Origin of the sequence: Antrihabitans stalactiti (assembly GCF_012932915.1) — a bacterium.
In the GTDB taxonomy this organism is placed as follows: domain Bacteria; phylum Actinomycetota; class Actinomycetes; order Mycobacteriales; family Mycobacteriaceae; genus Antrihabitans; species Antrihabitans stalactiti.
Genome location: NZ_VCQU01000001.1, coordinates 96185 through 119952, shown reverse-complemented (window position 1 = coordinate 119952; position 23768 = coordinate 96185). Strand labels below are relative to the sequence as shown.

The following is a 23768-nucleotide window of genomic DNA, read 5'->3' as shown; positions in this document are numbered from 1 at the left end:
GTCGGCGAGTGTGACCGACAACCCAAGGAACCGCGATGACGGCAGTAGTTGCACGACCAGACATCGATTCGCTGAGCGTAAACACCATTCGCACCCTCTGTATCGACGCCGTCCAGGCTGCGAACTCGGGGCATCCGGGCACACCGATGGCGATGGCGCCGGTGGTGTACGAGCTGTGGCAGAACATCCTTCGATTCGATCCGTCGGACCCGATCTGGCCCAATCGCGACCGCTTCGTACTGTCGGCCGGTCACGCCTCGACGCTGCTCTATTCGATCCTGCATCTCACCGGCGTGCAGGCGGTCGATACGAAATACGAGACGGTCGGCAAACCGTCGGTCGAACTCGACGACCTCAAGAAGTTCCGGCAGCTCGATTCGAAGTGCCCCGGCCACCCTGAGTACCGCTGGACCTCCGGCATCGAATGCACCACCGGACCGCTCGGCACCGGCTACGCGACCAGCGTCGGCATGGCGATCGCGAGCGGCTGGTTGGCAGCGAATTACAACCGGCCAGGTCACGACCTGTTCGGCTTCAACGTCTACGCACTGGGCGGCGATGGCTGCATGATGGAAGGCGTCGCGTCGGAGGCGGCTTCGCTCGCAGCGCATCTGAAGCTGTCGAACCTGTGCTGGATCTACGACAACAACAAGATCACCATCGAGGGTTCGACCGACATCGCGTTCACCGAAGACGTGGCGACCCGATTCATCGGCTACGGCTGGAACGTCACCCGGGTCGGCGATGCCAACGACCTCGAGATGCTGGGTCGCGCGTTCGCGACCTTCGCCAACGAGACCAGCCGCCCGACGTTGATCATCGTCGACAGCCACATTGCGTACGGTGCCCCGACCAAGGAGGGGACCGCGTCGGCGCACGGCGAACCGCTCGGCGTCGACGAGGTCGCGGCGACGAAGGAGTTCTACGGATTCCCCCCGGACCAGCAGTTCTATGTTCCCGAAGGCGTCTACGAGAATTTCGCCGACGGCATCGGTGCCCGCGGCAAGGCACTCCGTGAGAGCTGGGAATCGGCGTTCGAGCGCTACCGGGCCGAATTCCCGGACCTGGCAGATGAATTGGACCGGATGCAGCGTCGTGAGCTGCCCGAAGGCTGGGATGCCGACATTCCAGAATTTCCCGCGGACCCGGCAGGGATCGCATCGCGGGCGTCGTCGGGCAAGGTGCTCAATGCGCTGGCCAAGAACTACCCGTGGTTGATCGGCGGCGCGGCGGACCTCGCACCGTCCACCAAGACGCTGCTCACGTTCGACGGCGCCGGCGATCTGCAGGCCGACAACCGCGGTGGTCGGAACCTGCATTTCGGGGTCCGTGAGTTTGCCGCGGCGACCATCGCAAACGGCCTGGCGGTCACCAAGATTCGGCCGTATTGGTCGGGTTTCATGATCTTCTCCGACTTCGCTCGCGGCGCGATCCGGCTGTCGGCGATCATGGAGATCCCGACGATCCACATCTTCACCCACGACTCGATCGGCGTCGGCGAAGACGGTCCGACGCATCAGCCGGTCGAGCAGCTGCTGTCCTTGCGGGCGATTCCAGGTCTGCTGGCGATCCGTCCCGGCGACGCCAACGAGGTCGCCGAGGCGTGGCGATTCATCGCCCAGCTCAAACACGAGCCGGTGGCGCTGATCCTGTCGCGGCAGAACCTCCCCACGTTGGACCGCACGGTCTACGCGCCTGCGTCCGGACTGGCGAAGGGTGCGTACGTCCTCGCGTCGGCAGACGATCCTGAAGTGATCCTGATGGCGACCGGCAGCGAGGTGGACCTCGTCGTGAAGGCCTACGAGCAGCTCACTGCCGAAGGAGTCCGTGCGCGAGTCGTCAGCATGCCGTGCCTCGACCTGTTCGAGCAGCAGGATCAGGAGTACCGCGACAGCGTGCTGCCGCCCACGGTCCGGGCGCGGGTCGCGGTGGAGCAGGCCTCGACGCTGGGCTGGCATCGCTATGTCGGGCTCGACGGCGTCGTGATCGGCATGGAGACGTTCGGTGCGTCGGCGCCGCTGAAGGAGCTGCTCACGAAGTTCGGCTTCACCCCGGACCGAGTTCTCGAAGCCGCCCGACAGACCATCGCGGCGACTTCCTGATCAAACGTCGATACCCAGGGTTTACACAGCAAATCCTGGGTATTCGACGTTCATGGCGATAGAAGCGGGACCTGAAAAGTCGGGAGTCGTTCTCAGTCTCATACCGGCGCGCATCGACCGATTGCCCTGGTCGAAGTTTCATACGCGCATGGTCGTCGCTCTGGGCGTCGCGTGGGTCCTCGACGGTCTCGAGATCACCATCGCGAGCGCGGTGTCCGATGTCCTGACCAAACCGGAGACGCTCAACCTCTCGTCCGCTCAGGTCGGGCTGATCGCGTCTGTCTATCTCGCTGGCGAAGTCGTCGGGGCGCTGTTCTTCGGCAGCTTGTCCGACAAGCTCGGCAGGCGAAACCTCTTCATGATCACTCTCGGCGTCTACCTGTTCGGCAGCGGCCTCACCGCATTCACGCTGGGCAACGGCACAGGCTGGATCGTCTTCCTGTACTTCACCCGGTTCATCGCGGGCATGGGCATCGGTGGCGAATACGCGGCCATCAATTCGGCGATCGACGAGCTGATACCCGCGAAGTACCGCGGCCGCGTCGACATCGCCGTCAACGGAACATATTGGGCGGGAGCCATTATCGGCACCCTCGGCACCTACGTGCTGCTCAACCACGTTGATCTCTCGCTCGGCTGGCGCATCGGATTCCTGATCGGTCCGGTGCTGGGTCTCGTCGTTCTCGTGGTCCGCCGCAACCTGCCGGAAAGTCCGCGGTGGCAGGTGATGCACGGTCAGGAGGAAGCGGCGGAGCAGTCGATTGCCGAGATCGAGCGCGAGGTCACGGCGACCGGGGTGACGCTGCCGCCGATCGACGAGAGCAAGGCGATCGAACTGAAGCCGACGGACCAGATCGGCTATTTCGCGCTGACCCGCGTCCTGTTCAAGGAGTATCCGAGCAGGGCAATCCTCGGCGCCACGCTCATGATCAGTCAGTCCTTCCTGTTCAACGCGATCTTCTTCACCTACACCCTCGTGCTCGGGAAGTTCTATGGCGTCTCGTCGGAGGCGACTCCGCTCTATCTGATCGCGTTCGCTGTCGGCGCGTTCTCCGGGCCGATGACGATCGGGCGGTTGTTCGACACAATCGGACGGCGTCGAATGATCGCGGGCACTTATTTGATTTCCGGTGTCCTGCTTGCGATCAGCGCCTGGCTCTTCTACGCCGGCGTGCTGAATGCGGTCACCCAGACGATCGCCTGGACCGTGATCTTCTTCTTCGCCTCCGCTGGCGCGTGTGCCGCCTACCTGACGGTGAGCGAGATCTTCCCGCTCGAAGTGCGGGCCAAGGCGATCGCGGTGTTCTTCGCCATCGCGCAGTGTTTCGGCGCGCTGGGCCCGGTCATCTACGGCGCGCTCATCGGCGAGGGCGACGAGCCAGTGAAGCTGTTCTACGGCTTCCTGCTCGGCGCGGCGGTCATGATCGTCGGCGGATTGGTGGCGCACTTCATGGCCGTCGACGCGGAGGGCCAGTCCTTGGAGGACGTGGCCCTGCCGCTCTCGGCAACCCGCCGGACCGGCATCGTCCGCGCCGAGGGCGCAGGTTCTCCGTTCGGCACCTAAGCAATCAGGGTCGCAAGACGATCGAACCGCTGGTCGCGCGGGCCTCCAGATCCGTGTGCGCACGCGTGGCCTCGGTGAGGGCGTACTGCGCGCCCACGCGGATGCGCAGCGACCCGTCGACGATGGCTGCGAACACTTCCCCTGCACGCCAGAGCAATTCGCTGCGGTCGCGGGTGTAGTGCACGAGCGTCGGCCGGGTCAGGAAGAGTGAGCCAGCTTGGTTGAGCCGTTGTGGATCGAACGGTGGCACCTTCCCGCTCGATGCACCGAACAGCGCAAGTGTGCCGCGTATGCGGAGCGAGGCGAGGCTGGCTTCGAAGGTCGCAGCGCCGACGCCGTCGTACACCGCGGACACGCCTTCGCCGTCTGTGAGTGCCCGGACTTGTTCGGCGAGGTCGTCGCCGTAGCGCAGGACTTCGGCGGCACCTGCAGCGCGCGACAGTGCTTCTTTCTCATCGGTCGACACCGTCGTGATGACCCGAATACCGTGCGCCACCGCGATCTGGGTGAGTATCAGCCCGACGCCGCCCGCACCCGCATGGACCAGGATCGATTCACCCTGCTGCGGCCGATATACCGAGTTGAGCAGATAGTGCGCGGTCATTCCTTGCAGCAAGGCCGACGCTGCGACCGGCACCTCGACGCCTTCGGGAACCGGAACTATTTTGTCCGCGTCGACGGCAACCTTGGTGGCGTAGCTGCCTTCTGCGTTCGCCCACGCGACGCGATCGCCGACGCTGATGCCCGTGATATTGCTGCCGATCTCGTCGACCAGGCCCGTGCCTTCCGAGCCAGGGATGAACGGCAGTTCGCGCGGATACGCGCCGGAGCGGAAATAGGTGTCGATGAAATTGACGCCGATCGCGTCGACCGCGACCCGGACTTGGTCGGGCCCGATTGTGGGGTCGGGTAATTCGACAATTTCGAGAACTTCGGGGCCACCGTGCCGTGACACTTGTATTGCGCGCATGTGGTCCGTTCTACACGTGTGCACCACCGCCCTCGGGAGGCACCTGCGCCTCGCGCACAGTATTGTTTTTTCCCATGACGACCGAAGCCGGACGCTCCGCGGTGACAGTGCCCGCAGACGTGGCGAAGTCGGTCGAAGAGTTTCTCGCTGGGCACGGCGAAACGGCGAGCGCCGTTCTGCAACCGGCCGGTCGCGAGGGTATCCGGATCACTCTGGTCGGCGCGGACGAAGTAACGGCCGACTACGTGGTGGATGACGTCGACACCGCTCGGGCGGTCGTGGATCAGTTCGACGCGATAGCAGTGTCGGAGTGGGACAACTCCTTGCTATCTGTCGTGATTCGCCGGTTCGGCGCGGTCGAGAAGGCCGCTGGCTGGGCCGTCGGCCAGATCCCATTCCTCAAGCTCGGCCGGGATTCCTGACGCGATTTCCCGGGTCCGGCCGCTCGCCCACAGCGCGGCCGTCGCGGCGGTGCAGGCTGCCGCACCACCCACATGGACCGCGACCAAGGCTGCGGGGACGTGCGTGAAGTACTGCACGACGCCGACCAGCCCTTGCGCGGCGACGAGGACCAGCAGCACTCGCACCCGCGTCAACACCGGTCGCGCCGCCCGGACCGCGTAGAGCCCGAAGGCGAGACCGACCACCAGCGCCAGGTAACCGACGACCAGCTGCGCGTGCGCGTGGACGAGCGTGACGATCTCGATTTCGAGGCGGGGAACCGTGCGGTCCAGGCTCTTGTCGCCGGCGTGCGGTCCGGCGCCGGTGACGAGGGTGCCGGCGACGAGGACGCCGGACAGCGCGACGGCAGACAATGCGGTCAACCAGCGCAACGGTCCGGGGATGCGGACGACCTCGACGCCGTCGTCGGGTTCGGCGATCTTGGCGTAGAGCAGCACCGACAGCCAGACCATCAACATCGACGCGATCAAATGCACGGCCACGGTCCACCAGAGCAGACCGGTCCGGACGGTGATGCCGCCGATGACCGCCTGCAGCACGGTCCCGCCCGGCATCAGCCACGCGAACAGGATCACCTCGCGGCGCCGATGCGCCCTGGTCACCGCCAAAACGACTGCGGCTGCGAAGAGTACGACGACCGAGGTCAGCATGCGGTTGCCGAATTCCACCGCCTGATGGATGACTGCGACCTCGGACACGCCGACCGGGGTGAAGCTGCCGGGAAAGCACTGCGGCCAGGTCGGGCAACCAAGGCCCGACGCGGTCACACGGACGATGGCGCCGGTGACTGCAATGCCTGCCTGGGTGAGGATCACGCCGAGCGCAATCCACCGCTGCCATCGCAACGACGGAAGCGGCAGTCGATCGACCAAGCTGAGGTAGCCGCGATAAAGCACGGCTCGATGGTAGAACGTCGTCAACTACACGGCGTCGTTGACCCAGCAGACTGTGCGTGAATTTCACCCCTGGAAGGGTGAGACGCGCGCACGGGGTCAGGTGAAGCGGAACAACCTCGAGGCCGCCCAGCCAGATGCCGCGGCCCACACCGCAAGGACGGCAACGCCGAACCAATCGATGGACAGGTCCAGCGCCTCACGCAGCGTGTGGGCCAGCGCGCCGGACGGAATCAGTCGGGCGGCGAACCGAAGTGCGTCGGGAAGTTGGTCGGAGGCGAAGACGATGCTGCCGATGCCGAGCATGACGAACCACAGAATGTTGGCCAGGGCGAGCACGATCTCGGCTTTGAGCGTGCCGCCGAGCAGCAACCCCATCGCAGCGAAGGTGACGGTGCCGATCGCGATGGCGACTGCGCCGAGCGCAAGGCCTGCCAATTCGGGCCGCCAGCCGAGCGCGATGCCGATCGTGCCGAGGATCAGCGCCTGAATGGCGACCACGATCACGACTGCGGCGCTCTTGCCCGCGATGATTCCCCACTTCGGGAGCGCAGTCGCGCCGATGCGTTTCAGTGCGCCGTAGCGCCGGTCGAAGCCGACCGCGATCGCTTGACCGGTGAATGCCGTCGACATGACCGCAACCATCATCACGGCAGGGACCACGTTGTCGATGCGATGTTCGCCGAGGCCGTCGAGCGGCAGCAGGCACAAGCCGACCAGCAGCGTGATCGGGATGAACATCGTGAGCAGGAGTTGTTCGCCGTTGCGTAGGAGCAGCAGCAATTCCAGCCGGGTCTGCGCCCACAGCATGAGATGCGGTGCGTTCGGGCGCGGATCCGGTGTGAACGTCCCCGCGGGGAATCGAGTGGTCACCCGCGTAGCTCTTTTCCGGTCAGTTCGAGGAACACGTCTTCGAGCCGTCGTTGGTCGACGCGCAGGTCGGTCGCGAGGACGCCGATGCGGGCGCACCATGCGGTGACGGTCGCCATCACCTGCGGATCGATCTTGCCTTGGATCAGATAGGAACCGGGCGAAGTCTCTTGCGGCTCATAGCCTTCGGGCAGTGCCGACGCGAGCAATGCCAGGTCCAGTTTCGGGGGAGCGGAGAATCGCAGCTGACCCTCGGCGCCGCGGGTCGTGAGCTCCGACGGCGTGCCCGACGCGACGATTTTGCCGCGGTCGATGATCACGAGGTCGTCGGCGAGTTGTTCGGCTTCGTCCATCATGTGGGTCGTCATGAGCACCGAGACGCCGTCCCGGCGCAGCGAATCGATGAGCTCCCACACCATCAGCCGTGCCTGGGCGTCCATGCCCGAGGTCGGCTCGTCGAGAAACACCAGTTCCGGTCGGCCGACGACGGCGCAGGCGAGAGCGAGCCTTTGCTGCTGACCACCGGATAGGCGGCGGTACGGCGTCTTCGCTGCATCCTGCAAACCGACGGTCCGCAGCAACCACTCCGGATCGAGCGGATCGGCCGAGTATGCGGCGACGAGCGAAAGCATTTCCGCCGCACGAGAACCCGGGTAGGCGCCGCCGCCTTGCAACATCACGCCGATACGGGACCGCACGGCTCCCGAATCGCGAACCGGGTCGAGACCGAGCACCTGCACCGATCCCTCATCAGGGGTGACGAAGCCTTCGCACATCTCGACGGTCGTGGTCTTTCCTGCGCCGTTCGGACCGAGCAGCGCGAGGATCCTGCCGCGTTCGAGGACGAGATCCAGCCCGTCTACCGCGGCGACAGATCCGTACCGTTTCACGACGCGCTCCAGGCGTACGGCAGGCGCTGCCGATCCGGACGTTCGTGAGGTCACGAGGGTCCAGAGTATGCGGTGGGGGCGGGTGCCGGCTCTGGTGCCCCGGACTCGGCCCGCCACGGCAACAGGTTGCGGGTGGCGAGAATCAGGGCGCCGCACACGATGACCGTGGCAATCGCGGCCTGGATGATGACGTAGGGCACCTCGTCCTTGCCGCTCGGCATCAGAATCACGCAGACCACCGTCGACAGCGCGACCGCGGGGAAGCGGAACAACGGTCGGGTCGCCCACGCGGCGAGCGGAACGACGGCCCACAGCAGGTACCACGGCTGGACGACCGGGGACAGCAGCACAATTGCACCCACCGCAACACCGAGTGCTCCAACCGCCTGCAATCGTCCGGCGTAGACGGCGACCATCATGCGGATCGCGATGAACGCGGCGACCGCAGCCGCAATCGGCCGCGTCAGGCTGAGCAACGCGGTCGTGTGGTCGCCGAGGCCGAGCAGAACGCCGCCGAATCCGGTGACGACGCCGATTGCTGTCGGCAACGACATCCAGCTACGGACCGCATTAGCGGTGCCCAGGGTGTGGATCCAGCCGAAGCCGAGGCCACTCACGACGCTGACCAGCAACGTCACCGCCGCGGCAATCGCGAACAAGAACGCCGCCGACGCCACAAGGCTGCGCCAGTTCGCACCCCAGCGCCGCGCGAGGGCCATGCCGACGAATCCGAGGGCGATCAACGCAGGAATCTTGATCGTGGACGCGAGGGCGATGATCGCGCATCCGCCGACGAAAATGGCGAGACTCTTCCCCCGCATAGGTTCGGAACTTTCCAGCGATCGCATCGTCAGCTCGATACCGGCCAGCATCAGCCCGATCATCAACGCTTCGTTGTGTACGCCCGAGACCAGGTGAAACAAGAGCAGCGGGTTGGCTGCGCCGAGCCACAATGCGCTCACCGCAGCGACGCCGCAGCGGCGGGCGACGCGGGGGAGTGCCCACACGATCAGTGCAACGCCGCCGAGTGCGAGCAGGCGATGCAGGAAGATCCCGGCGACGATGTTGTCGCCGGTCACGGCCCAAATTCCTTTGCCGATCCAGAGGGAGAACGGTCCGTAGGGGGCTGGGGTGTCGCGCCAGATCGTTGGCACGGTCCGGGTGAGCACGTGGTCCAAGCCGAGCGCCTGGTTCGGCCCCAGTTCGTAGGGATTGAAGCCTCGAGCTGTGATCTCGCTCTGCGCGAGGTAGGAGTAGACGTCGCGGCTGAACATCGGCGGACCGACCGACAGCGGCAAGATCCAGAGCAGCAGGGTGCGGTCGAGTTGGGACCGGCTCAAGCGGCGCGCAGGTTCGTTCTGATGTGCGCGGCCGATCGCGAACCGTCCCAGCAGCAGCCAGGCGAGCACGACCATGACGGTTCCGGTCATTGCGATCGTCAACGACGTCGTGGGCATGCGAGCAGGAACGCCGAGCAGCCGAACACCTTGGGTCGGGTTCTGCAGCACGGGCTGGGCACCTGCGCCGAGCGCGCCGATCGCCATGAGCACGGCCCCGGTCGCTCCGAACAACCGGATGTGTCGCAGCTGCAGGGTTTCGCGCGCGTTGAGTCCGGGAACCTCGGGTTCATCGGTATGCAACGCGGCGACCGTGTGGTCGGGCGCGACGTCCAATCCGAGGACGCGACGGCTGAGATTGCGAACGCGACGGAGCGCGGGACTCTTGTCGGTCTCCTGCGTCACCGTCGCGGCTGTCACACGCGCAGCCTAGCTGTCAAGGCACCGAAGGTGTGTAACTAAGCGCACCCTTCCTAGACCCGGCCTCCGAATTCCGTCACACTAGTGTTGTGAAAACGTTTCAGCAGGCCACGGAGACAGAACGGGCAGGTCAGCAGGCCATGTCCGGTTCTGGCAATCCGGTAGCTCCGCTGTCCGTTTCCCATGATGGTCACACGCGTGCGGCCATCGTGCAGTTGTTGCTCGAGCACGGGCCGATCACCGCAACGTCGATCAGCTCCGAATTGGGCTTGACTGCGGCGGGTGTGCGCCGCCACCTCGATGCGTTGATCGATGCAGGTGAGGCGCGTGCAGCGTCGTCGGCAAGCTGGCAACAGCGCGGTCGCGGACGCCCGGCGAAGCAGTACCAACTCACCGCAGCAGGTCGGGGCAAACTAGCTCACGCCTACGACGACCTTGCCGGTGCGGCTATGCGCCAATTGCGCGAAATCGGTGGCGAGGGAGCGATCAAGGAATTCGCCCGTAAGAGGGTTGCGTCGATTGTGGCCAACGTCTCGTCCACCACAGGTCAGGACCCGAAGGCGACGGCAGAAAAGGCAGACGAGATCGCCGAGGCGTTCACCTCGGCAGGTTTCGCGGCATCGACTCGCAAGGTCGGCACGGGCGTCCAGATCTGCCAGCACCACTGCCCGGTGTCACATGTCGCCGAAGAGTTCCCCGAGTTGTGTGACGCGGAATTGAACGCGTTCCGCGACTTGCTCGGCACGCACGTCCAGCGGTTGGCGACCATCGCGAACGGCGATTGCGCCTGCACCACACACGTTCCGCTGATTCAGATTTCGAACCTCGCCGGAGCACAGCCCGCTCCAGCAATCCGGAAGGAAGCCGAATGACGCTCACCAGCGATCAGACCGAGCCACTGACCCAGGAAGAGACGATTGCGTCGCTGGGTAAGTACGGCTACGGCTGGTCCGATTCCGATGTTGCGGGCGCAAGCGCGCAGCGCGGCCTGTCCGAGGCGGTTGTCCGCGATATCTCGGCCAAGAAGAGCGAGCCCGAGTGGATGCTCGAGGCACGCCTCAAGGCCCTGCGTATCTTCGATCGCAAGCCCATGCCCAACTGGGGTTCGGATCTGAGCGGCATCGACTTCGACAACATCAAGTACTTTGTGCGCTCCAGTGAGAAGCAGGCCGCGACCTGGGACGATCTGCCCGCCGACATCAAGAACACCTACGACAAGCTCGGCATCCCGGAGGCGGAGAAGCAGCGCCTCGTCTCGGGTGTCGCGGCTCAGTACGAGTCGGAGGTCGTCTACCACTCGATCCGTGAGGACCTCGAGAAGCAGGGCGTCCTCTTTCTGGACACCGACACCGCGCTGAAGGAGCAGCCAGAGCTGTTCCGGCAGTATTTCGGCACGGTCATCCCAGCCGGTGACAACAAGTTCTCCGCGCTGAACACGTCGGTGTGGTCGGGTGGCTCCTTCATCTACGTGCCGCCGGGCGTGCACGTCGATATCCCGCTGCAGGCTTACTTCCGGATCAACACCGAGAACATGGGCCAGTTCGAGCGCACGCTGATCATCGTCGACGAGGGTGCCTACGTGCACTACGTCGAGGGCTGTACTGCGCCGATCTACAAGTCGGATTCGCTGCACTCGGCGGTCGTCGAGATCATCGTGAAGAAGGGTGGCCGCTGCCGGTACACCACGATTCAGAACTGGTCGAACAACGTCTACAACCTGGTCACCAAGCGAGCCAAGGCCGAAGCCGGCGCGACCATGGAGTGGATCGACGGCAACATCGGTTCCAAGGTCACCATGAAGTACCCGGCCGTCTGGATGACCGGTGAGCACGCGCACGGCGAGGTTCTCTCGGTGGCGTTCGCAGGCGAAGGTCAGCACCAGGACACGGGTGCGAAGATGCTGCACCTCGCGCCGCACACCTCGTCGACGATCATCAGCAAGTCGGTCGCGCGTGGCGGTGGCCGCGCGTCCTACCGCGGTCTGGTCCAGGTCAACAAGGGTGCCTACGGCTCGAAGTCGACCGTGAAGTGCGATGCGCTGCTGGTCGATCAGATCAGTCGCTCCGACACCTACCCGTACGTCGACATCCGCGAGGACGACGTGACGATGGGTCACGAGGCAACGGTCTCGAAGGTCAGCGATGATCAGCTGTTCTACCTGATGAGTCGCGGCCTCACCGAGGACGAGGCAATGGCCATGGTGGTGCGCGGGTTCGTCGAGCCCATCGCCAAGGAACTGCCGATGGAGTACGCGCTCGAATTGAACCGGCTCATCGAGCTCCAGATGGAAGGGTCCGTCGGCTGATGGGGGCTGTCGAAAACGTGGTCGAAGCCGCAGAAGGCAGACCAGTACAAAACCCGGGCGCCGGAGCGGCGACCAACAAGGGCGAGGTCTTCACCTCGTTCGACGTCAATCAATTCGAGGTGCCGTCGGGCCGTGACGAGGCGTGGCGGTTCACCCCGATGCGTCGGCTGCGCGGACTGCACGACGGGACTGCGATCGCGGACGGCGTTGCAAGCGTTGACGTTCGGGCCGGTCACGACGTGTCCGTCGAAACTGTCGGACGCGACGACGCCCGCCTCGGTCAGGCAGGCAAGCCTGCCGATCGCGTTGCGGCGCAGGCGTACTCGTCCTTCGAGTCCGCGACGGTCATCACCGTCGCCAAGGAGGCCGAAGTTGCCGACGCAGTCGTCGTCTCGGTCACCGGTCCGGGCGAAGGAAAGACGGCATTCGGTCACCTGCAGATTCGGCTGGAGCAGTTCGCCAAGGCGACAGTCGTCATCGACCAGCAGGGCAGCGGAACGTTCGCGGAGAACGTCGAATTCGTCATCGGTGATGGCGCGGCTTTGACGGTCGTCGCGGTCCAGGACTGGGCCGACGACGCGGTCCATACGGTTGCGCACCACGCCAAGCTCGGTCGCGACGCAGTGCTTCGGCATACCGCGGTCACGCTCGGTGGCGACCTCGTTCGCTTCACCGCGACAGTGAATTACGCCGGCCCTGGCGGCGACGCCGAGTTGCTCGGTCTGTACTTCGCCGACGCCGGCCAGCATTTCGAGCAGCGTTTGCTGGTCGACCATTCGCAGCCGCATTGCAAGTCCCGCGTGACGTACAAGGGAGCGCTGCAGGGTGATCCGAACTCAGGCAAGCCGGACGCGCACACGGTCTGGGTCGGCGACGTGCTCATTCGCGCGGCAGCCGAAGGCACCGACACGTTCGAATTGAACCGCAACCTCGTCCTCACCGACGGCGCGCGTGCCGACTCGGTCCCGAACCTCGAAATCGAGACCGGCGAGATCCAGGGCGCCGGGCACGCCAGTGCGACGGGAAGATTCGACGATGAACAGCTGTTCTACCTACGTGCGCGCGGTATTCCGGAAGATCAGGCGCGACGGCTGGTGGTACGCGGCTTCTTCCACGAAATCATCAACAAGATCGCTGTCACCGAAATTCGCGACCGACTCGAAGCGGCAATCGAAACCGAGCTCGCCGCCGTCGGTGTTTGAGCCCAATCCCTAAGGAACACACATTGACTACCCTCGAAATCCGCGACCTGCACGTCGAAGTTGCGAACCCCGACGGCAACGGCGATCCGATCAGCATCCTCAAGGGTGTGAATCTCACGATCAGCTCGGGTGAAACCCACGCGATCATGGGCCCCAACGGATCTGGCAAGTCGACCCTGTCGTACGCGATCGCCGGCCACCCGAAGTACACGGTTACGTCCGGCACCATCACCCTCGACGGTGAAGACGTGCTCGCCATGTCGGTCGACGAGCGCGCCCGCGCAGGCCTCTTCCTCGCGATGCAGTACCCGGTCGAGGTGCCCGGCGTCTCGATGTCGAACTTCCTGCGCACGGCCGCCACCGCGGTCCGCGGCGAGGCGCCGAAGCTGCGCCACTGGGTCAAGGAAGCCAAGACTGCTCTCGGCGAGCTCGAGATCGAGCCGTCGTTCCTGGAGCGCTCGGTCAACGAGGGGTTCTCCGGCGGCGAGAAGAAGCGTCACGAGATCCTGCAGCTCGGGCTGCTCAAGCCGAAGATTGCGATCCTCGACGAGACCGACTCGGGCCTCGACGTCGACGCGCTGCGCATCGTCAGCGAAGGTGTCAACCGCTACAAAGAGCGTGAGAACGGCGGCGTGCTGCTGATCACGCACTACACGCGGATTCTTCGCTACATCAAGCCTGACTTCGTGCACGTGTTCATCGGTGGCCGCATCGTCGAAGAAGGCGGCAGCGAGCTGGCCGACGAACTCGACGCCAACGGCTACGTCAAGTTCACGCAGGCCGTCGCAGGAGCCTGAATGACCAGCGTCCAGGTTCTCGACGTCACCAAGATCAGGGCGGACTTCCCGATCCTGCACCGGACCGTGCGGGACGGGAAACCGTTGGTGTACTTGGATTCCGGTGCGACGTCGCAACGTCCGGTCCAGGTTCTCGACGCTGAGCGCGACTTCCTGACGACGAGCAACGCCGCCGTTCACCGCGGCGCGCATCAGCTCGCCGAGGAAGCGACCGACGCGTACGAGGGCGCGCGTGAGGACATCGCGCGGTTCGTCGGCGTCGACGTCGGCGAGATCGTGTTCACGAAGAACGCAACCGAGTCGCTCAACGTCGTCACCTACGGTTTCTCTGACGATCGCTTCCCGTTTGCGCTCGGTCCCGGCGACGAAATCGTCATCACCGAGCTCGAACACCATGCCAATCTCGTTCCCTGGCAGGAGCTTGCACGCCGAACCGGTGCGACGCTGAAGTGGTACGGCGTGACCGACGACGGTCGGATCGACCTCGACTCGCTCGAGCTGACCGACGCTGTCAAGGTTGTTGCGTTCAGCCACCAATCCAACGTGACGGGCGCAGTCGCTCCGGTCGCTGAACTGGTCCGGCGCGCTCGCGCTGTCGGCGCGTTGGTCGTGCTCGATGCGTGCCAATCGGTCCCGCATGCGCCGGTGAACTTCCGGGAGCTGGACGTCGACTTCGCTGCGTTCTCCGGCCACAAGATGCTCGGTCCGTCCGGTGTCGGTGTGCTCTACGGCAAGCGCGCGTTGCTCGACCAATTGCCACCGTTCCTGACCGGCGGCTCGATGATCGAAACCGTCACGATGGAGGCGACTACGTTCGCGCCGCCGCCGCAGCGTTTCGAAGCGGGCGTGCCGATGACCTCGCAGGTGGTCGGGCTCGGTGCCGCAGTTCGGTACCTCGAAGCAATCGGCATGGATACCGTTGCGGCGCATGAGCATCAGCTCGTGTCCGCCGCGCTCGAAGGTCTCGGCGCGATTGAAGGCGTCCGCATCGTCGGACCGACCGAGAATGTCGATCGCGGGGGAGCCGTGGCGTTCGTCGTCGACGGAATCCACGCCCACGACCTCGGCCAGATTCTGGACGACGAGGGTGTCGCGATCCGCGTCGGTCACCATTGCGCCTGGCCGCTACACCGTCGTTTCGGCGTCGCCGCAACCGCACGTGCATCGTTCGCGGTCTACAACACGCTCGACGAGGTCGACGCGCTGGTCGCTGCGGTCCGGAAGGCTCAGAAGTTCTTTGGGACGGCCTGACCCATGCGTGTGAGTGAGCCCAACCCTCGTGAGTCTTTTAGGAGTCCAGGGACTCCAAAAAGACTCACGACGGTGGCCGAGCGGAGCGAGGCAAAATGAGAATGGAGCAGATGTATCAGGAAGTGATCCTGGATCACTACAAGCACCCGCATGCGCGGGGGCTGCGCGAGCCGTTCGGCGCAGAGGTACATCACGTGAACCCGACGTGCGGTGACGAGGTCACCCTGCGAGTGCATTTGGATGAGAACATCGTCAAAGATGTCTCGTACGACGGTCAGGGTTGCTCGATCAGTCAGGCGTCGACGTCGGTGCTCACCGACCAGGTGATCGGATTGCCGCTGGTCGATGCGCTGAAGGTCGTCGACTCTTTCAACGAAATGATCAGCAGTCGCGGTACCGTCGAAGGTGATGAGGACGTGATCGGCGACGGCATCGCCTTCGCGGGTGTGTCGAAGTATCCGGCTCGTGTGAAGTGCGCGTTGTTGGGCTGGCTTGCGTTCAAGGACGCGATTGTTCAGATAGACGAGAGGCGAGCATCATGACCGAGGCAACACCCGAGACAGAGACCGACGTTCAATTGCTGGACGATCTCGAAGAGGCGATGCGCGATGTCGTCGACCCCGAACTCGGCATCAACGTTGTCGACCTCGGCTTGGTGTACGGCATCGCCGTGGAGAACGACATCGCTTTGCTCGACATGACACTCACGTCGGCGGCCTGCCCGCTGACCGACGTGATCGAAGATCAGTCGCGAAATGCCTTGGTGCGCAGCGGCCTTGTCGAAGATATCAAGATCAACTGGGTCTGGGTACCGCCGTGGGGCCCGGACAAGATCACCGACGACGGCCGCGAACAGCTGCGCGCCCTCGGGTTCACCGTCTAGGGGTGAGCAGCGCTCTGCGCGGACGTGTCGGTGTTGTCACCGGAGCGGGCCGCGGGATCGGTCGTGAGATCGCGAGCACTCTTGCTGCCGAAGGAATGTCGCTGCTGCTGCTTGCTCGGAGCGGCAGCGAGGTCCGGGCGTTGGCCGACGAACTGACCGAACGTCATTCGGTCCGTTGCTTTCCCGCAGCAATCGATGTCACCGACGCTGCGGCGATCGACCGCGTGATCCTGCACGTCGAACAGCATCTCGGCCCTGTCGATCTGCTCGTCAACAATGCCGGAACCATCGAGTCGTCGGAACGGCCGTTCGCCGATGCCGACACCGACGAGATGTGGCGGGTGGTCGAGACGAATCTGCGTGGTCCGATGCTGCTGACCCGCGCATTGCTGCCAGCCATGATCGCGCGCGGTCGCGGTCACGTCGTGAACATCACGAGCCTTGCGCGCGCCGCAGCCAAGACTGGCACGTACACCGGCTACGCCGTCTCGAAGCGGGCGTTGTCGATCTTCACCGAGTCGATCGCGCCGTCACTCGCCGGTACCGGAGTCGTGGTGGTCGACGTGTTACCGGGGTTGGTCAAAACCCCGATGACCGAAGCGATGCCGATATGGGCAGATGTGACGGACTGGGATTCGGCCGCTGCCACCGCGACGCTCGTGGTCGACATCGCGCGAGGCAACTACGACGCACAAGCCGGCACCATCATCGACGCCACCCACCCCTCGTGAGTCTTTTAGGAGTCCAGGGACTCCAAAAAGACTCACGAGGGGCGCGCACCATCATCGACGCGGTGACTTCTCGACAACGTTCTTGATGCGATTGAGCGTGGTCAACATGTTCTCGCGGTTGGTCTTTCCGCGCGTCCAACCGGCCAGCAACCAGTAGATCCGTACCGGCAACGCACCGGCGAGTTCGAACGACTCGGTGACATCGGTTCCGTCGCCGCTGGGTTCCAGCTGGTAGCGCCACGTGTTGACGTCCATGCCGCCCGGACCCAGGACGGTGAATGCCAGTTCGCGACCAGGTTCGCACGTGATGATCCGGCAGACGGTCCAGTAGATCGGCCCGATGCCGTTGCGCTTGACGTGACCGCGGAACTTCACCCCGACGGCGGGTGCGGTTGCGCCTTTGAGCCATTCGGCTTCGAAGGTTTCGGGGCTGAACTCGCCGATCCGCGTGACGTCGCTGACCAGCTCCCAGACGACGTCGGGTGGGGCATCGATATGGACAGTTACGGAATTGGACATGTCACCCACGCTACTGCAGGCCTCGGGCCAGGTCGGCTGCCCCCGAATCGAACTCGGTCGTCGCAGCAACCATGGCTCGCAACTGACCGAGTAGCCAGTCCTCCAACTCGTGCCTGGGCAGCGCGCGTTCTTCGACTCGGTCGGTCAACCAGGTCAAGACTGTGCCTTCCAGCAACCCGATCCACGACCGTACTGTCAGCAGCAGGTACGGCGTCGGCGCCGCACGTGCTCGCGCGAGGATGGCGTCGATCGTGTCGGTTCGCACCTTTTCGACCAACTCGTACGCTCCGGGCGTCGACACCCCTGGACCGCGCCTGACGAGCGCGATGTACGGCGTCGGATATGCCCTGGCGAAGCTGAAGAGCTCGTGGATCGCGTGGCGCACCTGACCGACCAGCGGCTCGTCTTCGGGCGGCAGGAGTTGCGCGGTGAGACCTTCGGTCACTTTCTCCAGTGCGGCGATGTTCAGCTCGTCCATGCTGGAGAAGTAGCGGTAGAACAGCGCCCGCGAAACTCCGGCTTCGGCAACGATGTCCGCCGGGGTGACCTTGTGGTGGGGTTTGCGGCCGAACAGTGAGAGCGTGGCCGCAATGAGGTCGTCCCGACGTTCGGACGGCAGCATGCGGCGAGGCTTGACGTCCCCCGCCGCAGCTGCCGTATCGGTCATCGTCAGGGGTTCATCTCGTACGAGCCGGCGACCGCGCGCGCAAGGGTGACGACCCGGTCGAAACGGCCCTCGTCGGCGAGCGGACGGCGAATCAGGTTGAGCCCCTGAGTTTGCTGCGCCTTCGTCGCGTTCGGCTTGCCGTTCAACGTCACGGCATGCCCTGAGAAGTCGCGGACCAGGACGTCGAAGATCTGGTCGAGGACATCGGTCCGTGTGCCTGCGATCTGCGCCTGTTCCAACACCAGCTGAGCGTACGGAATCAGCGTGAACATCTCGCCGATTGCGAACAGGAAGTCGACGTCTTTCTGTTGGTCGGCCGTGGGGGTCGCCGATGCCAACAGCGTTTGCAGACCCTCGGCCTGCTCGAGGAAGACTGCGACGTTCGGCACGTGCGAGAACGCTTCGAAGATCGGGCGCCAGTCGTGGAACCGGACCTTGCTCAGGCCGCGGCTCGGTCCCTGACGGAACAGGAACTCGTCGTCGGCGGTATCGCGCCGCGTCGGGACGGGCTCGAACGTCGCTCGTGACAGCTCCGAACGCAGTTGGGCGACACCGCGACTCAGCACGGGGGTGGCGGCGCGGCTCGACTTGCGCAGCACCTTCGACAAGGTCGGGTTGCCAGGCAAGTAGCGCAGAAGTGCGAGGCCGGCGTCGGCGGGATTGAACATGTAGTTCTGCATGAACTTCAGCGCGAGCGCCATGTTGACGTGGACTGTACCTTCGAGCCGCGGCAGACCGCTGACGCCGAGGATCGCCATCGGGAAGTACATGTCGTTCTCGAAGGCGCGCGCGGCAATCGTGTCCCAGAGGCCGATCATCACCGATTCGCCCTGGCGGGTCACCGTCATCTTCTCGATCGAGTTGAACAGCAGGTAGCGACGGTCTTCCGGTGAGGCGGAACGCATGTAGTCGATGGCGCGCTCGCTGTAGAGCTTCATCGCGATGAGGCGAGCGTAGGCGTCGGCGAGCATTCGCCGGACCTGCGGGAACTCGGTTACGCGCTGCCCGAACAGGATTCGGTTCTCGGCGTGCGTGACGGCCTCGTGGTAGGAGTGCTCGCACGCGCCGATCGCACCGAATCCGAGATTGAACTTGCCGACGTTGACCGTGTTGATCGCTGCGTGGAACGCGGACTTTCCGGTGTGCAGAATGTCGTCGGCCTTGACCGGGTAGTCCTCGAGATCGAATGCGGCGACGTACATCTGGGCGTCGACGACGTTGCGGCCCAGTTTGTAGGCGGGGTGCTGGCTGTCTGCAGCAAAGAAGACGTAGCCGTCGAACTCGTCCTCATTGGCGTGCCGTTCGAAATCGGCGCTGTCGAGAATCGGCTTGTCGGCGCGGCGGCCGAAGATCGACACCATGCGGGCGAGGTTGCCGTTGCCGATGTAATGCTTGCCGCCGGTCGCGGTGAAGTCGCCGTCGCCCGCCGGCGTGAGCACCATGTCCGTCGAGTAGACGTCGGCGCCGTGGTCCTTCTCCGACAGGCCGAACGCGAAGATTTCGCCGTTTTCCAGCTGTTCGGCAGCACGCTTCTTGGCGGCGACGTTGCTGCTCTGCCAGATGGGTCCGAGGCCGAGGATCGTGACCTGCCAGACGTACCAGTACGCCATGCCGTAGAAGCCGAGGATCTTGCTCAGCATCGCGTTGCGGCCGGTGTCCCAGCGCTTGTTCGGATCGCCGTCCGCCAGGGCCGCAGGGGTCAGGAAGGTTGCGAAGATTCGCTCGGTCTTGACGACCTCGAGGAAGTCCGAGTACCAGATCAGGTCGCGGTCTTGCTCCTTGAGCACCTTCTTGCCGCGGGTCTCGAAGAAGTCGACGACCACCTTGAAAAGCCGTTGGGTCTCGGGATCGAACTCGGTAAACGTGGCGGTCTTGGGGTTGAAAAGCGCTTCCGACGGTGTCGCGGGGGCCGGCGCGGCCGTGCGCAGTGCAGTGACAGTCATGAGACCGATAGTAGACAAAGTGTCAATAACGGCACAACTGTTGGACTAAGTGTCAGTAGTAGGTCGTTTGTCCAACGCCAACCCTCGTGAGTCTTTTAGGAGTCCAGGGACTCCTAAAAGACTCACGAGTCAGAGGCCGGCGCGCGCCTCGATGGCGTCGGCAACGCGAGCGGCAGCGGTCTCCGATGGCCGGAGCCGATGGGCGAACTCACTTGCCCGCTGGACCGTTTTCGGGTCGAGCAGGACGCGGAGGCCGGCGGCCAGGGTGTCGGCGTCGACCTTCGGAAAGGGCACGTGCGCGCCGAGCTTCAGCTTTTCGATCTGCGCGCCCCAGAACGGTTGATCGAACGAGACCGAACACACGAGAGTGGGCAGTCCGGCTCGTAGGCTCTCGAACGTCGTCCCGATGCCGCCGTGGTGAATGGCGGCGGCGCAATGCGGCAGGACGACGTCGTGGGCGAGGGCGCCGACGACCTTGACGTGGTCGGCGGTCTCGGCGTCGGTGGTCGTGAGATCACTCCACCCGGCGCTGATCAGCGCGCGCTGGCCGGCGTCTGCGCAGACCTGCTCGACGAGCTTCGTCACCGCGTGGGTATCGCGAATGGGCATGCTGCCGAAGCCGAAATAGATCGGGCGCGGACCGGATTCGGCCCACTCGACGATGTCGGTATGTGACTGAGCGAGTTCACCGACGGCCTCACGTGCCTCCCGCGATAGCGGGATGAAGCCGATGAAAGGGCGCGCGTCGCCCCATTCCTCAGCGAGTCCCGGCACCAGCGCGTGACTGTAGATCTGGAGCTCCGGCACGCCTTCGCTCGCGAGGATGCCCTCGATGCCTTTGCGTGTCGTCGGTAGATTCAGCCGCTTGCGGAGGCGATTGATGTACTTGCCGAAGCCGACGCGGCGGAGATTCTCGGCGACCCGCCAAGTGGTCTCGTTGACGAACGGGGGAAGTTCCTTTTTGTGCGACACCGACCCGGGAAACGGATAAGTCCGGTTCCGGCGTGACGGGAACGTGTGCATCGTCAACATCGGGATGCCTGCGGCTTCGGCGATGGACTGGCTGCGGTCCTCGGTCATCTGCGTCGAGACGATGATGTCTGCGCCCTCGGACAGAGCGATGAGTTCGCTGTCCATCTGGTAGGCGTACTCCGACATCTGCTTGGCGACCATCGGCATCAGCTTGAATGTGCTGCCTGCAGCCAGCGCTTTCTGGCCGCGGTCCGACGAGTACAGCTTCTGGACGTCAGGTCCGAACGTGTGGGCAGTAAGCCCGGCGCGAGTCGCGAAGTCGACGAGGTTCGGAGGCACCCCCAGCACGACGTCGTGACCACGTGACTGTAATTCCAGGCCGAGGGCCACGGCGGGTTGAACATCGCCGCGGGTGCCAGCTAACGGGAGTACGACTCTCATCGCGGCTAACCTAACAGAGGTGCGCGTGTCGACCGAGAGCATTCGTCCGGTGTTGGTCGCCGTTGTCGTCGCAGGCGTGCTTACTGCGGTCCTCGTCCAGCTGCGTGGCGTCCCGCTCTGGATGGCCGATTTCGACGTGTACCTGGCCGCTGGAAACGCTGCGCGGCAGGGTCATTCGCTCTACGACCTCAGGATCGACACTGCAGCGTTCAGTGACATGAAGTACACGTATCCGCCCTTCGCCGCCGTGTTGTTCGAGCCGTTGACTTTCCTGAGTGGCATTGTTGTTCAATCGCTTTCGGTGTTCGCCAATGCGCTCGCGATGGGCGGGGTCTTGTGGTTGGCGCTCGGCATGGCAGGCGTCACCGATCGTCGCAGAAAGGCGTCGTTCATGGCTGCGGGCATCGTCGCGACCATGTTGCTCACGCCGGTCCTCGCGAACACCGCGCTGGGGCAGGTGAATGTTCTCGTGATGCTCGCGGTGCTCGTCGACTTCTCACCCGCCATGCCGAAGCGGTGGCGCGGCGTGGCGACGGGGTTCGTGGTCGGGGTAAAGCTGCTGCCCGTGCTTTTTGTTGCGTATTTCGTGTGCACGGGTAGCTGGAAACCCGCGGCGCGGGCGATCGTCACCTTCCTCGGGACTGTTGTTGTCGGTTTCCTCGTCCTGCCAGCGGACTCGCGCGAATATTGGCTGCGGGGCGTGGTTTTCGAGGCGAATCGCGTCGCAGACCTCGCCGATGTGCAGAACCAATCCGTGCCCGGACTGATTGCGCGGGCGTCCTACGGGCTGAGCAACAGTGTCTGGTGGCTGCCCGTGTCCGCGCTCGTTGCCGCCGCCGGACTGTTCGGCGCAACCTGGGCGTACCGGCGCGGTGAGGAGTTGCTGGCGCTGACGGTCGTCGCTTTCACGGGAATCCTCGCGTCACCGGTGACCTGGCCTCATCACGTCGTCTGGATCGTGCCGGTGCTGGTCTGGCTTTGGTACGCGCGGTGGAATGCCGATTCCCGATTGCCGCGAATCGTTTTCGGGCTGCTCGTGCTGTGGTTCGTCGTACCGACCTTCGTACTGGCGGTTCCGGAGAGTTGGCGAGATCATCAGCTGACGGTCGCACAACAGGTCGTGGTCGCGGTGTCTGGCTATTTCGTCATCACTGTCGTCGCGCTGGCGTTGCTACCGGTCTGGTCCCGACGGTTACGGACGGTGGAAGTGACGTGAACACGATCGACGATGTACCGACCGCGCCCGGTCGGCTCCCGCTGGTCGGGCATGGAATTTCCGTGTTGCGGCGGCCGCTGGACTTCGTCACCATGCTGCCCCCGTATGGTCCGATCGTCCGTATCTTCCTGGGGCCTAGGACTGCATATGTGCTGACGACCCCGGACTTGATCCGTCAGGTCGGGCTCGGCGAGGCAGGCAGCTTTCATCGCGACGAGCTGCGCGACGCGATCAAGGAACTCTCGACCGGCGCCGTCAACGTCCTCAGCGGGCAGGCACATGAGTTGCGGCGCAGGATGATCGCGCCGTCGTTCAAACAGGGCAGGCTGGCTGAATACGGGGTCGTCGCCGCCCGGCTCGGCAACGAATGGGCGCAGTCGTTCCACGACGGCGAGATGGTGAATGTCGTCGAATCAGCGCACGACCTTGTGCTACGGACGATTTCGTCGACGCTGTTCACCGCAGACTTCAGCTCGAATGCCCACGACGACATCCAATCGTCGATTCCATGGCTGCTCAACGAGGTGATCCGCCGCGCGTCGCTGCCGCCTGGAGTCCGGCCGGTCCGGGTGCTCGCGAATCGCAAGTTCGTCAAGCGCTCCCGGCAACTCCGAGCATCGATCGGCGATGTGGTGTCGGAGTACCGCAAGTCGGGTGCCGACTACAACGACATGCTCTCCGCCTTCATCGCCCACGTCGATCCGGAGACCGGTACACGGTTGAGCGACAACGACATCGTCGACGAACTCATCCTGATTCTCGGCGCCGGAGTCGGTTCCGAGGCTTCGATGTTCGCGTGGTTGGTTCACGAGGTCGTCACGCACCCCGAGGTAGCCCAGCGCCTGTATGCCGAGCTCGATACCGTGGTGCCGGACAAGACGATTGGACCTGAGCACGTCGGACAGTTGGTCTATTTTCGCCAGGTGCTACAGGAGACTTTGCGGTTCTGGGCACCGTGGGTCAGCATGCTTACTGCTGCGGGTGATGTGACGGTCGGGGGTCTGACGCTGCCCGACGGCGCGATAATCGTGTTCAGTCCGTACATGATTCAGCACGACGAGCGGTACTTTCCGAACGCGGCGAGCTTCGACCCGGACCGTTGGGGTCCCGACCGGGTGAGCGAGATCGACAAACGCCACTCGCTGCCGTTCGGTGTGGGGGAGCGGCGTTGCCCCGGCAACCACTTCGCGATGTTGGCGATCACGCTGCAGGCCGGAGCATTCCTCGCCCGCTGGCGTCCCGTTCCGGACCCGGACTATCGGGTGAAACCGACGAACCGCGATTTCACAGCATCGCCGTCGAAGCTGCCGGTCCGGCTGCACGCGAGGTGAAC

General features: G+C 64.4%; 22 protein-coding genes. 13 read left to right on the top strand and 9 right to left on the bottom strand.

The genetic code is table 11. The annotated features are described in order from the left end of the window. Positions 1-35 precede the first annotated feature (35 nt). A complete protein-coding gene (gene tkt / locus FGL95_RS00585; protein WP_169584239.1) occupies positions 36-2102 on the top strand; it encodes a transketolase in 2067 nt (688 codons plus the stop codon). Positions 2103-2250: 148 nt separating this feature from the next. Further along, a complete protein-coding gene (locus tag FGL95_RS00580) occupies positions 2251-3666 on the top strand; it encodes an MFS transporter (RefSeq protein WP_240962627.1) in 1416 nt (471 codons plus the stop codon). 4 nt (positions 3667-3670) lie between these two features. On the opposite strand, the gene FGL95_RS00575 is transcribed toward FGL95_RS00580, so the two are convergent. Beyond that, on the bottom strand, positions 3671-4636 hold the full coding sequence (locus FGL95_RS00575; protein ID WP_169584237.1) for a quinone oxidoreductase family protein: 966 nt from the start codon (positions 4634-4636) through the stop codon (positions 3671-3673). 74 nt (positions 4637-4710) lie between these two features. On the opposite strand from FGL95_RS00575, the gene FGL95_RS00570 reads away from it, so the two are divergent. Next, entirely contained in the window at positions 4711-5058 is a 348-nt protein-coding gene (locus FGL95_RS00570) for a hypothetical protein (protein ID WP_169584236.1), read from the top strand. Here FGL95_RS00570 and FGL95_RS00565 read toward each other — a convergent pair. The 4 genes from FGL95_RS00565 to mptB form a co-directional block, all read right to left on the bottom strand. Next, positions 4963-5994, bottom strand: a complete 1032-nt coding sequence (locus tag FGL95_RS00565; protein WP_169584235.1) for a COX15/CtaA family protein — start codon at positions 5992-5994, stop codon at positions 4963-4965. The two genes, FGL95_RS00570 and FGL95_RS00565, sit on opposite strands and share 96 nt — an antisense overlap. Before the next feature lie 96 nt (positions 5995-6090). After that, the gene (locus tag FGL95_RS00560; protein ID WP_338079664.1) at positions 6091-6864 is read right to left on the bottom strand and encodes an ABC transporter permease; all 774 of its coding nucleotides are present in this window, start codon (positions 6862-6864) and stop codon (positions 6091-6093) included. After that, positions 6861-7805 (bottom strand): ATP-binding cassette domain-containing protein, encoded by a 945-nt coding sequence (locus tag FGL95_RS00555; protein ID WP_169584233.1) that lies wholly within the window; start codon positions 7803-7805, stop codon positions 6861-6863. Before FGL95_RS00555 ends, FGL95_RS00560 begins: the two co-directional genes overlap by 4 nt. After that, positions 7802-9508, bottom strand: a complete 1707-nt coding sequence (gene mptB / locus FGL95_RS00550; protein WP_169584232.1) for a polyprenol phosphomannose-dependent alpha 1,6 mannosyltransferase MptB — start codon at positions 9506-9508, stop codon at positions 7802-7804. The genes FGL95_RS00555 and mptB overlap by 4 nt, the downstream gene beginning before the upstream one ends. A 140-nt stretch (positions 9509-9648) precedes the next feature. On the opposite strand from mptB, the gene FGL95_RS00545 reads away from it, so the two are divergent. The 8 genes from FGL95_RS00545 to FGL95_RS00510 all read left to right on the top strand — a co-directional run bounded on the left by FGL95_RS00545 (position 9649) and on the right by FGL95_RS00510 (position 16677). Next, positions 9649-10380: a helix-turn-helix transcriptional regulator gene (locus FGL95_RS00545; RefSeq protein WP_169585170.1), complete on the top strand. Its 732-nt coding sequence runs from the start codon at positions 9649-9651 to the stop codon at positions 10378-10380. Further along, positions 10377-11813: a Fe-S cluster assembly protein SufB gene (gene sufB, locus FGL95_RS00540; RefSeq protein ID WP_169584231.1), complete on the top strand. Its 1437-nt coding sequence runs from the start codon at positions 10377-10379 to the stop codon at positions 11811-11813. The genes FGL95_RS00545 and sufB overlap by 4 nt, the downstream gene beginning before the upstream one ends. Beyond that, the gene (gene sufD / locus FGL95_RS00535) at positions 11813-13015 is read left to right on the top strand and encodes a Fe-S cluster assembly protein SufD (protein ID WP_169584230.1); all 1203 of its coding nucleotides are present in this window, start codon (positions 11813-11815) and stop codon (positions 13013-13015) included. Before sufB ends, sufD begins: the two co-directional genes overlap by 1 nt. 23 nt (positions 13016-13038) lie before the next feature. Then, a complete protein-coding gene (gene sufC, locus FGL95_RS00530; protein ID WP_169584229.1) occupies positions 13039-13812 on the top strand; it encodes a Fe-S cluster assembly ATPase SufC in 774 nt (257 codons plus the stop codon). Further along, positions 13813-15063 carry a cysteine desulfurase gene (locus tag FGL95_RS00525; RefSeq protein ID WP_169584228.1) on the top strand — a complete coding sequence of 417 codons (1251 nt, stop codon included), beginning with the start codon at positions 13813-13815 and terminating at the stop codon, positions 15061-15063. Positions 15064-15158: 95 nt separating this feature from the next. Then, positions 15159-15605, top strand: coding sequence for a Fe-S cluster assembly sulfur transfer protein SufU (gene sufU, locus FGL95_RS00520; protein WP_169584227.1), 447 nt, complete (start codon positions 15159-15161; stop codon positions 15603-15605). Then, a complete protein-coding gene (locus FGL95_RS00515) occupies positions 15602-15946 on the top strand; it encodes a metal-sulfur cluster assembly factor (protein ID WP_169584226.1) in 345 nt (114 codons plus the stop codon). The genes sufU and FGL95_RS00515 overlap by 4 nt, the downstream gene beginning before the upstream one ends. A gap of 2 nt (positions 15947-15948) precedes the next feature. Next, entirely contained in the window at positions 15949-16677 is a 729-nt protein-coding gene (locus FGL95_RS00510; RefSeq protein WP_169584225.1) for an SDR family NAD(P)-dependent oxidoreductase, read from the top strand. 51 nt (positions 16678-16728) lie between these two features. On the opposite strand, the gene FGL95_RS00505 is transcribed toward FGL95_RS00510, so the two are convergent. From FGL95_RS00505 to FGL95_RS00490, 4 genes are all read right to left on the bottom strand, one after another. Then, positions 16729-17196, bottom strand: coding sequence for an SRPBCC family protein (locus FGL95_RS00505; protein ID WP_169584224.1), 468 nt, complete (start codon positions 17194-17196; stop codon positions 16729-16731). A 10-nt stretch (positions 17197-17206) separates the two neighbouring features. Further along, entirely contained in the window at positions 17207-17863 is a 657-nt protein-coding gene (locus tag FGL95_RS00500) for a TetR/AcrR family transcriptional regulator (RefSeq protein ID WP_169584223.1), read from the bottom strand. A gap of 2 nt (positions 17864-17865) precedes the next feature. Then, positions 17866-19806, bottom strand: a complete 1941-nt coding sequence (locus FGL95_RS00495) for an acyl-CoA dehydrogenase family protein (RefSeq protein WP_169584222.1) — start codon at positions 19804-19806, stop codon at positions 17866-17868. Between the two features lie 129 nt (positions 19807-19935). Then, positions 19936-21219, bottom strand: coding sequence for a glycosyltransferase (locus FGL95_RS00490; RefSeq protein ID WP_169584221.1), 1284 nt, complete (start codon positions 21217-21219; stop codon positions 19936-19938). Positions 21220-21238: 19 nt separating this feature from the next. On the opposite strand from FGL95_RS00490, the gene FGL95_RS00485 reads away from it, so the two are divergent. Continuing rightward, a complete protein-coding gene (locus tag FGL95_RS00485; protein ID WP_169584220.1) occupies positions 21239-22435 on the top strand; it encodes a glycosyltransferase 87 family protein in 1197 nt (398 codons plus the stop codon). Further along, on the top strand, positions 22432-23766 hold the full coding sequence (locus tag FGL95_RS00480; protein ID WP_169584219.1) for a cytochrome P450: 1335 nt from the start codon (positions 22432-22434) through the stop codon (positions 23764-23766). Before FGL95_RS00485 ends, FGL95_RS00480 begins: the two co-directional genes overlap by 4 nt. The last annotated feature ends 2 nt before the right edge of the window (positions 23767-23768 follow it).